This window comes from Methylovulum psychrotolerans (genome assembly GCF_002923755.1).
In the GTDB taxonomy this organism is placed as follows: domain Bacteria; phylum Pseudomonadota; class Gammaproteobacteria; order Methylococcales; family Methylomonadaceae; genus Methylovulum; species Methylovulum psychrotolerans.
Map to the genome: position 1 here is coordinate 32,176 of NZ_PGFZ01000010.1, position 11,773 is coordinate 43,948.

The 11,773-nt window shown below is 46.5% G+C and carries 10 protein-coding genes and 1 pseudogene; 6 read left to right on the forward strand and 5 right to left on the reverse strand.

Annotated features, from left to right (window positions below):
• Positions 1–661 precede the first annotated feature (661 nt).
• The 3 genes from AADEFJLK_RS18380 to AADEFJLK_RS18390 all read left to right on the forward strand — a co-directional run bounded on the left by AADEFJLK_RS18380 (position 662) and on the right by AADEFJLK_RS18390 (position 3,004).
• Positions 662–1,162, forward strand: a complete 501-nt coding sequence (locus AADEFJLK_RS18380) for a hypothetical protein (protein WP_103975296.1) — start codon at positions 662–664, stop codon at positions 1,160–1,162.
• Entirely contained in the window at positions 1,155–1,895 is a 741-nt protein-coding gene (locus AADEFJLK_RS18385) for a hypothetical protein (protein WP_103975297.1), read from the forward strand. The genes AADEFJLK_RS18380 and AADEFJLK_RS18385 overlap by 8 nt, the downstream gene beginning before the upstream one ends.
• Before the next feature lie 155 nt (positions 1,896–2,050).
• A complete protein-coding gene (locus AADEFJLK_RS18390) occupies positions 2,051–3,004 on the forward strand; it encodes a reverse transcriptase family protein (RefSeq protein ID WP_170065178.1) in 954 nt (317 codons plus the stop codon).
• A gap of 461 nt (positions 3,005–3,465) precedes the next feature.
• Here AADEFJLK_RS18390 and AADEFJLK_RS18395 read toward each other — a convergent pair whose 3' ends face one another.
• From AADEFJLK_RS18395 to recA, 4 genes are all read right to left on the reverse strand, one after another.
• The gene (locus tag AADEFJLK_RS18395) at positions 3,466–4,209 is read right to left on the reverse strand and encodes a PilZ domain-containing protein (protein WP_103975299.1); all 744 of its coding nucleotides are present in this window, start codon (positions 4,207–4,209) and stop codon (positions 3,466–3,468) included.
• An 805-nt stretch (positions 4,210–5,014) separates the two neighbouring features.
• Positions 5,015–7,627, reverse strand: a complete 2,613-nt coding sequence (gene alaS / locus AADEFJLK_RS18400) for an alanine--tRNA ligase (RefSeq protein ID WP_211299267.1) — start codon at positions 7,625–7,627, stop codon at positions 5,015–5,017.
• A 22-nt stretch (positions 7,628–7,649) separates the two neighbouring features.
• On the reverse strand, positions 7,650–8,123 hold the full coding sequence (locus AADEFJLK_RS18405) for a regulatory protein RecX (RefSeq protein ID WP_103975300.1): 474 nt from the start codon (positions 8,121–8,123) through the stop codon (positions 7,650–7,652).
• Positions 8,124–8,125: 2 nt separating this feature from the next.
• Entirely contained in the window at positions 8,126–9,175 is a 1,050-nt protein-coding gene (recA, locus tag AADEFJLK_RS18410) for a recombinase RecA (protein ID WP_088619345.1), read from the reverse strand.
• Between the two features lie 241 nt (positions 9,176–9,416).
• On the opposite strand from recA, the gene AADEFJLK_RS18415 reads away from it, so the two are divergent.
• Positions 9,417–10,013, forward strand: coding sequence for a Uma2 family endonuclease (locus tag AADEFJLK_RS18415; RefSeq protein ID WP_103975346.1), 597 nt, complete (start codon positions 9,417–9,419; stop codon positions 10,011–10,013).
• Positions 10,014–10,057: 44 nt separating this feature from the next.
• Positions 10,058–10,933 carry a PfkB family carbohydrate kinase gene (locus AADEFJLK_RS18420; protein ID WP_103975301.1) on the forward strand — a complete coding sequence of 292 codons (876 nt, stop codon included), beginning with the start codon at positions 10,058–10,060 and terminating at the stop codon, positions 10,931–10,933.
• A 48-nt stretch (positions 10,934–10,981) separates the two neighbouring features.
• Here AADEFJLK_RS18420 and AADEFJLK_RS25680 read toward each other — a convergent pair.
• Positions 10,982–11,189, reverse strand: a pseudogene (locus tag AADEFJLK_RS25680) (IS701 family transposase); the annotation flags it as partial.
• 106 nt (positions 11,190–11,295) lie between these two features.
• On the opposite strand from AADEFJLK_RS25680, the gene AADEFJLK_RS25245 reads away from it, so the two are divergent.
• Entirely contained in the window at positions 11,296–11,604 is a 309-nt protein-coding gene (locus tag AADEFJLK_RS25245) for a hypothetical protein (RefSeq protein WP_211299268.1), read from the forward strand.
• Positions 11,605–11,773: the final 169 nt, after the last annotated feature.

Below are 11,773 nucleotides of genomic sequence, written 5' to 3' on the forward strand. Positions count from 1 at the left end.
CTAATAGCCACTAACAGCCACTTTGCCGTTAGCAGGTGTTTTTCAACTAACTGATATTTAATGATTTTTTTTAAAAAAAGTGGGGCGCGTGAGTTTTCAATTCCCGCCGCCCCACCAAAATTAAGTCCTTTCAGGACTCTTCAAGACCGACTAAGACCCTTGAAAATCAGGTTCTTAGTCATCTTACCTACATTCCCCTTTAATCTCAGATAGTCTTGATAGGCTCTCGTTGAGGCACAAATTTGCCATAAGCCATCCAAACATCCCACTTAGACACAATAGTGAGTATTAAAGACTATGAGATGGTTGCAGGATTGTAAGATCATGTCGGCACACTTACTTACATAATGGAACTGATTCGGGTTGCCTTTCTATCAGATAAGCCTTATTCAACCAAAAACCTACACAAAAAACAATGAAATCATTTTTCACGACTACCTAACTGGCCAATATTAGAAAAAAAACCTGCTATCCGTAAAATCATATGGACATCAGCACTAAAAAATGTCAATCTAAAATACAAAAAGCCCTACCCCGCTCGTCACATTTTGCATCAACCCTACCTTCAATAGGAGGAAACGCGCTTTGAGTCGCCTAACAAATAGAGCATAAAGAAAATGAATAAAAAACACCAATCCTGTAAATAACCTTGATTTTCAATATGAAAGTAGTTGGCGAGCAACTTGAAAAATGGGCTCATAATCAAGCTGAACCTCACATTAAAAACCTTTTTGGACGAAGTGCTTTTAATAGATATTATTATGCTGCTTTTTTGATTACTCGTGAAATGCTAGGGGATTTTGAGCCTAAATGGAAATACACCCCGCATAGTGATATTCCTGGGCTTCTGGAAAATGCGTTGAGAAAACCTATTCTGAACCGACTCAAACATGCCGTCAGATTTGAGATTATTTCATTTACCGAAGAACAAAGATTACGCCAAGAGCTACAAATAGCAACATCGGAGTTATCCAGTCTTTTAAAATCAGCATATAACGTGCGTATAATTGCAGATTATCAACCAGAAACAGCAATGAAAATTGATGGCAAGGTCATTTCTTTAGATGACTGCAATTTGAATTCTGCTAGCAGTTGGGCTGACCGAGCTCGCGCCCATTGCAAAATTATAAGACGTGTTAGAAAGGAGGCTGGTCTTGACTAATATTGGTGATATTAAAGAGTATCTTGTTAGCAAAAAAAGAAATTTTGTTTCTGATGTCCGATTGCGTCCAAGCGATGAAACAATCATGATTTACTTGAATCAAGATAAAGTAGGCACAAAAGCAAATTCAGAAGTTACATCTATTCTACAATTAAATAATCTCAAAAAAGACTTAGTTAAACAATTTTCAAAAAACGTTGAAATTATTTTTGTTCAAAATGATAGGCAACAAGAGCTTGAATCTGGATTTTATCAAATGCTCAATCGAAAGTTTCATGACCAAATAGTATCTCTTTATGTATCGTTTAAAAATGAATCAATGGTTGATGCGTTCATTGAGGCTTCAAATCTAACCAGTCAGCTTGAAAGCGACGTTTCCAAGCACTTCAAAAAAATTTTAGAAGATGCAGATCTTAAAATTGGTATTATTTATTGGCTGTCATCACCATCAGATTTACCTAGCCTCCCTGCTATATTGAGAGCATTAAAAATATTGCAACCAATAAATCTTCAAACAATGGCAGCACATATGCAAGAATCATACAAATCAGTATCTGATAGATGGCTACGCAATAAACTTGATCAACTTAGAAAGAAAGGCCTAGTAATTTGGCAAAAAGATTCAGAAACATACACGATCACGAATATGGCTCTTCGTTTTGTTCCTGCGGGCACTAAACGAAATAGCTCTGATATTGAAAGGGCTCTTGCATTAGGAAAAAGAAAATGGTAAAGTTAAATTCGGGAGAGGAGGTTATTACTCGCGAGGGTGTGCATCATGCCCGTATGCGATGGCTAGGTACAGAAGAAGCGATGAAATAAATCCACCGCTCCTTCGAATCGATGGATTTATTTCATCGCTTTCTTAAAGAAACTATTATTTTTACTATGAAAGCCCCGCCTCTCCTTGTTTCTTATTCCTCGATTGACGATTATTTATCCGCAATTTCTCCCGAAGACCGTGAGCAATATGAGAAACAAATTCGTTCCTTAGTATGTAAGGGCTTACCGCCTGTTGTTTCTTCTCAATGCCTAGCAAATTTATTTGGCTACACAAATACGTTTGTTCACTCCATGGCAAGTAAAAATTGGAAATACTATAGGGGTTTTTCTATTAGAAAAGGGAAGAAAAAGCGTTATATCCAAGCCCCAAAAGTTGCCCTTAAAGTTATACAAAAATGGTTAGGATTTCATTTGGCTAAGTCTATTAACTATAATGACTTTGTCTATGGTTTTGTCGAAGGAAAATCTGCAATTGATGCGGCGGCTTGCCATACCAATGCTACATGGGTTTACTCGGTAGATATTAAAGATTTTTTCCCTTCTACTTCAAAAGAAACTCTCATAAGCAACCTTGAATCTTTAGGTTACTCTCGAAAAGCCAGTGCCTTAATTGCATCCTTATGCTGCTATGAGGACTACTTAGCCCAAGGATCTCCATCAAGTCCTGTTTTATCTAATTTAGTTATGCGAGACATTGATTTAGAACTTTACAAAATATCAATGATACATGGTGTAAGATTAACTAGATATGCCGATGATATTGTATTTTCTGGCCAATCTGAGTTTCCAGAATCACTTAAACGTGAGGTTAAATCATTATTCGTCGATACATGTTGGAGCTTATCTGAACAAAAAGAATATTTTGCTCAGATACCCAAACGATTAAAAGTACATGGATTATTAGTGCATCAAAATAGCCCTCGACTTACAAAAGGATATAGAAATAAAATCAGGGCTTTTAGACATCTACTTGAAGCACATAAAGTTCATGAAAAAGATATTAAGAGGTTGACTGGACATATCAAATACGCTGAATCAGTTGATCGTCATAAAAACTAGAAATTTTCGAAAATCAACCGTAATTGGCCGCTCAAAAATAATTTAACAAATTTTAGGCAAAGTTGATGTGGTAGTTTTTGCCAATATTGGCAAGGATTTCAAACAGGTTATGCTTAAGGCTCCAAAAAGACTAGTAAGCTGAAAAGGGCAACCATTCATATTTTATCTTCCGCCAAAGGATTTCTATCAGGTTCAGTTCGGGCGAATTGTGAAGAATATCCTTTTAACCTCCCGCAATTACAATTCATCCCCTATCAACGAGCGGCCTATCCGCAGCAAAATCCCCGCCATCTTTCCGTTGCGGCCTTAGCCTGCAAATAATCTTCCGTTGCCAATGCGGATATTTTTTCCGCCACAGCCGTGGCAATAAACTGGTTGATAGACACCCCTTCCTTTATGGCAACTGAAAAATTATATATCAGATGGATTGGGCAGATACTTATGCCCGCAAAATCTCCGTCTTACCACTGGCGCACTTTCTGTGGCACTACCAACCGGTCTGTCCAGTTTTTTCCGCAAAACATGGAAGGGGGGCGGGTGTCGCCGCGTGGCAGATCAACCTGGTTTAGGTGAATGTCCGACAACTCCGCAGGTTTTCTTGCCACAACAATCTGGTTATCCGGCTTGATATGTTGTAGGCCTATCAGTGTTTCGGTGCCATTATCCATTGTCCAAACCACCTGAGCTTTACCTTTAAGCTTGGCATGGGGAAATTTAAACGTCACAGCCATCCCTTCTTCGAAACCAAAGGCAATAGGCAAGCGGATCATCAAGCCATCAACCGACATGTTGACCGTCATAAAATCCAAACAATAGCCGTCTAAAAACAACTGCCCAGGAATGGCTATTTCGGCACGATAATTTTTACGGTTAAAACAAGGCTCGTCTGATGAATGGTTCAGGTCTTGAAACGCCATTGCAAAAGCTACCTGCCCTTGTTTGGTGACGGCTACCCGGATTATTTTGGCAACACCAGATAATTGCAACGGGGACAAGAAAAAATCAAGCTGTTTAGATAAGGACAAACTTTTCAAGGTTTGCTGATGATCATCGTTAAAGCGTAAAACCTCAGGGGTTAATATGGCCAATGCCCCTGATATGGAAAGGTTTTTAACGGTAATCTCACGCATTTTGCCGCCAAAATAAACCCAACCCTCTATGTTGGTAGTTTTACGGTAGGCGCGTTGTTTTAGTTGGGTATCCATACATCCTCATATATTTTAATTCTTTTTAAATAATTTCTTTTGTTGTTGCTGATTTGACGGTTTTCTACCCACCCATAATAGTGAGCGAAATAACGCTACAGGTACACTCTCTACTGCAAAAATCGGCACTGGCAAGACGGCAATACATGATATTGATATATAAAGAAAAATAAAATGTACCGGCTTCGCCATCAACATTGAAATAGTGTAGCAATTTAAAAAAAACAATTCTATGAACTATTACCATTTTCATAAAAAATATGAAAAATAATCCGTTCACCCCAAGGCAACAACGGTATAGTAGATTTTTTGGCGAATTGCTTTTGGATTAGGGGCGTTCCCCTGATAATGCTGGTTGACTTGCTATTTGCCAGATGTGGGTAAGTGGAGTGCTTTATTTAGCCGAGATGAACAAACAAAAAGGGGCTTGCAGTCAGCCTGCCAGCCTAAAGGATTACCGCCACCATAAGAGATTGGCCATGCCCGCAAATAGCCAGGATAAAAAACGGGCGTAAGGCCGTCCGTAGGCATACCCCTTTTAGGTGCTGTCTACTTTGATGGGTTTTATGAAAAACTTGAACATCGGACAATAGTGCTTATGCACAATAAGCAAAGCAGGGTAATTTGCTATCGCGCATTCCGGGCAGGGTTAGCCGGGCTGCACGATAGCTTGCATAGTGGAAACAGTGATAACAAAATAACAACAATTTCAAATAGTTATTCTACGGCCTTTCATCCGCAATTTTGCCCGTATTGGCTAGTAGCCCTTAAAATGCGCGTCGCCCAAACCTAAGCAACCGACAGCTCAGACACCTAACTGTCCCTCAACCCAAGCGACAACCCCCTGCAAAGCCCCTGCCAAGGCCGCTGGGTTATTGCCGCCCGCCATCGCCATATCAGGCCGTCCGCCGCCTTTGCCGCCGACTTGGGTAGCGACAAAGTTAACTAAATCCCCGGCTTTAATCTGCGCCATTTTGTCTTTAGTGACCCCCGCCGCCAAGCTGACCTTGTCGCCTTCGACCACCGCCAACACCACCGCTGCGCTGCCGAGTTTGTTTTTCAATTGGTCGACCATATCGCGTAGGGATTTAGAATCGACGTTATCCAGTTTGACCGCCAAGACTTTCATACCCGCAACATCGACCGCTTGGTTGCCCAATTCGTCACCTGCGGAGCTGGCGAGTTTGGCGTTGAGGCGTTCCAGTTGTTTTTCCAGATTGCGGGCTTTTTCCAGCAATTGTTCGACTTTTTCCGCCGCTTTATCCGGCGCACTTTTCAGCAGTCCGGCGATGCTGTTCAACACTTGTTCGCGCTCGGCCAACCACGCCAAACAACCCGCACCCGTGACGGCTTCGATACGGCGGACTCCGGCGGCTACGCCCGTTTCGCTGATGATTTTAAAACAGCCGATATCCCCTGCCCGTTCAACGTGAGTACCGCCGCACAGTTCGGTAGAGAAATCGCCGATTTTTAACACCCGCACTTCCGCACCGTATTTTTCGCCAAATAAGGCCATTGCCCCCGCTTTTACCGCTTCATCTTTCGCCATAACTTGCGCGGTGACGGGTTGGTTAAGGCGGATTTGCGCGTTGACCAATTGCTCTAGGGTGGCGATTTGCTCAGGCGTGACTGGCTCAAAATGTGAGAAGTCGAAACGCAGCCGCTCAGGATTCACCAACGAGCCTTTTTGCGCGACATGGTCGCCCAAGGTTTGCCGCAACGCCGCGTGCAGCAAATGCGTGGCCGAGTGGTTCAGTTCGGTAGCTTTGCGTTGTTCGGCGCTGACTTTGGCGGCGCATAACTGACCGACGGTCAAAGTGCCGGACACGACTTTACCTTTATGCAGGAATAAGGTGCCGCCTTGTTTTTGGGTATCGGCAACGGCAAACACGGCATCCCCTACCAACAATTGCCCACAATCGCCGACTTGACCGCCGGACTCGGCATAGAATGGGGTTTTATCCAACACCACCACACCTTCAACCCCTGCGCCTAAGCTTTCGACTGGCTGGCCTTGTTGGTACAGGGCGACGATATGCACTTCGTCATCAAGCTGCCCATAGCCCGTAAATTCGGTTTGGCTATCGAGCTTAATGTCTTGGTCATAATCGGCACCAAAGCTGCTGGCGGAGCGGGCGCGGTCGCGCTGTGCCGCCATGGCGGTGTCAAAGCCGTCATAATCGACTGTCAGTTGATGCTCGCGGGCAAAGTCGGCGGTCAGATCGACCGGGAAGCCGTAAGTGTCATAGAGTTGGAATACGGTATCACCAGGAATAACTGTACCGTCCAGTTTAGCGACACAGGCTTCGAGAACTTTCATGCCCTGCCCTAAGGTTTCGGCAAAACGCTCTTCTTCTTTTTTCAACACCCGCTCAACTTGGGCTTGGGCATTTTGCAATTCGGGATAAGCCACGCCCATTTCTGCTACCAAGGGGGCGACCAGTTTGTAGAAGAACACATCCAAAATGCCTAAGCGGTAGCCGTGGCGGATGGCGCGGCGGATGATACGGCGCAACACATAACCCCGGCCTTCGTTAGACGGCATCACACCATCGGTAATCAAGAACGCGCAAGAGCGGATATGGTCGGCAATCACGCGCAAAGAGCTGTTCGCCAAATCATCGGTTTTCGCCAACGCGGCGGCGGCATTGAGCAATTTTTGGAACAGGTCGATTTCGTAATTGCTATGCACGCCTTGCAACACGGCGGCGATACGCTCCAAGCCCATGCCCGTGTCAACCGACGGTTTCGGCAACGGGGTCAACGTGCCGTCTGCCGAGCGGTCATACTGCATGAACACCAAGTTCCAGATTTCGATATAACGGTCACCATCTTCCTCAGGGCTACCCGGAGGGCCACCGGCAATATGCTCGCCGTGGTCGTAAAAGATTTCCGTACATGGGCCGCAAGGGCCGACATCGCCCATAGACCAGAAATTGTCTTTCGTGGCGATGCGGGAGAAGCGCTCAGGATTAATGCCGACATCTTCCAGCCAAATCGCTTCGGCTTCGTGGTCTTCGGCGTACACCGTCACCCACAGCTTTTCGGTGGGGATAGCCATTGCTTTGGTCAAAAATTCCCACGCATAATGAATGGCTTCTTTTTTGAAATAATCACCAAAACTGAAATTGCCGAGCATTTCAAAAAACGTGTGATGCCGTGCGGTATAGCCGACGTTTTCCAAGTCGTTATGCTTGCCGCCTGCGCGTACACAGCGTTGGCTGGTTGCGGCGGTGCTAAAGTCGCGGTGTTCGCGGCCTAAAAACACATCTTTAAATTGCACCATACCCGCATTAGTAAATAATAGGGTCGGGTCGTTGCCGGGCACTAAGGAGCTGGATGGCTCGATGGTATGGCCACGTTGACGGAAAAACTCCAGAAAGGCGGCGCGTAATTCTGCGCTAGTCATTTTGTTCATGATAGTAGATAGGGTTGTGAGACTAATTCTTAAGAAAACGGATTGCCAAGTGCTTCGGTAAGGCGTTGACCAAGTCAGCGGGAAAGCCCCGCTGGATCAGAAAACGGCTACGTTTCGCCCATTCCTGGCGGCTTAACGGTTGATCGCCGGAAAATTTTTTATGGTACACCTGCACCAAGGTGTCCAGCCAACTGTCCTCGTCCGGTTGCAGTGCGTCCGCCTCCATAGCAACGCCTTTTTGCTGTAAGGCATAACGCACCGCCAAAGGGCCGTAACCTTTTTGGATACGCGCCCTGGCATAACTTTCGGCGTAGCGGGCATCATCTTGCCAGCCTTGCTCGGCCAATTCGGCCAGTATCGGCACAATGTCATCTTTAGGAAAGCCTTTCAGCAGACATTTGTTGCCCAGTTCTTGGCGGCTGTGCTCACGTTGCGCCAGTAAACGCAAGCAATACGCGCGGATGGCTTTCGCCGTATCCAGTTCAGCCGCCGCCACGGTTATTCTTCGTCAATAAAAGGTTCTTCTTCGGTCTCTACTGAATTATCGGGCGGCAGTATCTTAGAAAACGCTTCCGCGCGGATTTTTTGTTCGATATCCAAGGCTTTTTCAGGATGTTCTTTGAGGAACTGGCGGGCGTTTTCTTTGCCTTGGCCGATTTTCTCGCTGCCATAACTGTACCAAGAGCCGGACTTTTGGACAAAACCGTATTTAACGCCTAAATCTACCAGTTCGCCGACAAAAGAAATGCCTTCGCCGTACAAAATATCGAATTCGGCTTCTTTAAAAGGTGGGGCGACTTTGTTCTTGACAACCTTGACGCGGGTTTCGTTGCCGACAAACTCCTCGCCTTTTTTAATCGATCCGATGCGGCGGATATCCAAACGCACCGATGCATAAAATTTCAGGGCATTGCCGCCTGTCGTGGTTTCCGGGCTACCGAACATCACACCGATTTTCATGCGGATTTGGTTAATGAAGATGACTAAGGTATTGGAGCGTTTAATATTCGCCGTCAGCTTTCTTAAGGCTTGCGACATCAGCCGCGCCTGTAAGCCCATGTGCGAGTCGCCCATATCGCCTTCAATTTCCGCTTTCGGGGTCAGGGCCGCAACCGAGTCAATCACCACCACATCCACCGCGCCGGAACGCACCAGCATATCGGTAATTTCTAAAGCCTGCTCACCTGTATCCGGTTGCGAAACCAACAGCTCACTGACATTGACACCGATTTTTTCCGCATAGCTGGGATCCAGCGCGTGTTCGGCATCGACAAACGCTGCCGTACCGCCCAGTTTTTGCATTTCGGCAATAACTTGTAGGGTCAGCGTGGTTTTACCGGACGATTCCGGCCCATAAATTTCAACGACGCGGCCGCGTGGCAGACCACCGCAACCCAAAGCAATATCCAGCCCTAAAGACCCAGTAGAGACCACATCTATGTCACGCGCTGCCGCGACATCACCCATGCGCATCACCGAACCTTTGCCGAATTGCTTTTCAATTTGCATCAGTGCCGCGCCAAGCGCTTTCTTTTTGTTCTCATCCATTATTCATGCCCTTATGTGCGTTGACCCCGCCAAAAACGGGGATTGTGAAAGCTTAGCAGAAAGAAATACCGCAAAATCAAAGCCCTTTATTATTACATAGGCGCATGGCTTCGGGTAGTGTTGATTTGTGCCAAAAGACCGGATGGCTGGCCTGTGCGGCGTTGGGGACATTTATTAAATGCCGATAATCGGGTACTATAAAAGCCAAGCTCCCACCTGTTGCCGACAAGATGCCCAAGCTATGCCTACAGTCACCCAATTAGGACAACTAGACCCAAACCTAAGCTACAGCTATGCCGACTACCTAAGCTGGCAAATAACTGAAACCGTTGAGCTGATTAAAGGCAAAATTATGCCGATGTCACCCGCACCGACTTTGCAGCACCAACGGATTTCGGCGGATATTACCGGCCTGTTATACAACTTCTTTCGGCACACCCCCTGCCAGTTTTTTGCCGCCCCGTTTGATGTCAGGCTTTTCGGCCGCAACCAATCGCTATTAGCCAACCAAGACATCCATACCGTCGTCCAACCCGATTTGTGCGTCGTCTGCAATACGGCCCTATTAGACGCACAAGGCTGTAACGGCGCACCGGATTGGATTATTGAAATTTTGTCGAAAAGCACCGCCAAACGCGATATGCAGATAAAATATCAGCTCTACCAAGAAAATGGCGTAGCGGAATACTGGTTATTTTATCCCCATGAACAGGTTATCCAGCAATTTGTCTTAGACACAGGCCAGTACCGCTTGCACGGCCTCTACACCGACGATGACATTGCCACGCCGCTGTTATTTCCTGATTTGGCGATTAGCTTAACAGACGTGTTTGCATAGCGGCAATAATCTTTAGATACCCCAAACAACTGGACAGACCTCTCATGACCCACTACCCTATCGCCATTTTTGGTGAAGTGCTGTTTGACCAATTCCCTGACGGACCAGCCATCCTAGGCGGCGCACCGTTTAATGTTGCGTGGCATTTACAGGCCTTCGGCCAACGTCCCGGCTTTATCAGCCGCGTCGGCGACGATGCCTTAGGCGTAAGCATCCGCACCGCCATGCAAGACTGGGGCATGGCGGACGCTAACCTGCAAACCGACCCCGAACACCCTACCGGAACCGTGCAAGTCACCTTCCCTAACGGCGAACCCGCTTACCAGATTCTCGACCAGCAGGCTTATGATTATATAGCGGAACCCACCGCCATCACCGCGCCCCTGCTCTATCATGGCACTTTAGCTTTACGCTACGCCACTTCGGCGCAAGCCTTGCAAGCGTTGGCGGCGCGTTTAGACTGCACCGTGTTTATTGATGTTAATTTACGCGCCCCGTGGTGGCAAGCAGAGCAGGTCAAAACCTGGCTGGCGGCAGCCGATTGGGTCAAGCTGAATGAAGACGAACTATACCAACTGACCCGCCAACAAGCCACCCTTAAAGAAACCTTACAGGCTTTTTTGCAGGAATTGCAACTGACCGCGCTGATTGTCACACGCGGTAGCCTAGGTGCGGTGGCGTTAACCGCTGGCGGTGAATTTATTGAAGTCGTCCCCAGCAGCCAAGCGGCTATTGCCGACACTGTCGGCGCAGGCGACGCGTTTGCCAGTGTGTTGTTATTAGGCCTGCAAAAAGCTTGGCCGCTGGCGTTGGCGATGACTAGGGCGCAAGAATTCGCCTCGGCTTTAGTTATGCACAAAGGCGCGACGGTACAGGATAAGGGATTTTATCAGCGGTTTATAGCGGGCTGGGGGTTGTAAAGGCCAATACCCTACCTTAAAAAAATGCGCTGAAATAGTTAACTGATATTACGCAGCCCTTAGTTTTTGCAATTCCTCATAAGCCATTTGGTTCGCCTTTAGCGAAATGGTTGGTTTTATGTTTTATCTTCAGGCATTCGAGCTTGAACACGGCATAGATGGACATGAAGATGTGGTTGTTTTGTGTGATGACGGTGCGGGTGGGAGATTTTGCCAGCCCCGCGTTGGATTTTAGCGATTTGTGGAACGCTTCGATACCCCCATTATAAAAACATCTATAAAAGACTTCTTGACAAACGAGGAGGTTCTTCCAATAATTCAAAAAAGTGCACTCATGTCACTGGTCGAATGGAGCCAAGCACATGGTCAAGAACTCAAGCGAACCGGATCCGATTGCCAATACTTGGCACAGCCTACCTTTCCCCCAACAAAATCACCTGATCAGCCTGTTGTCCGGCTTAGTGCAACGCCAATTGATGAAGACAATTCAAGCGAAGGGGGGCGGCAATGAACATACACTCACCCAATCTGAAGAAAAATCAATTGGATATAAGCGGGAAGATCAAATCTCACCACATCAGTCGAAAAGCAGTAATATATATCCGCCAATCTACCCTACAACAAGTTCACCGTCATCAGGAGTCGACCCGGCTGCAATACGGCCTTGTTGACCGGGCGGTTATTCTGGGCTGGCCTAAAAACGACATTGACGTTATTAGACATCTTTCCTAAATGTTGCCATATCTCAGGTTAACCAGTGCGGCCACCAGGCTCCATGTCAGGGAGTAGTTTTTGTGTTTGCCCCGGTAAACGTCCTTGACGATCCTGAAAATTTTGCAG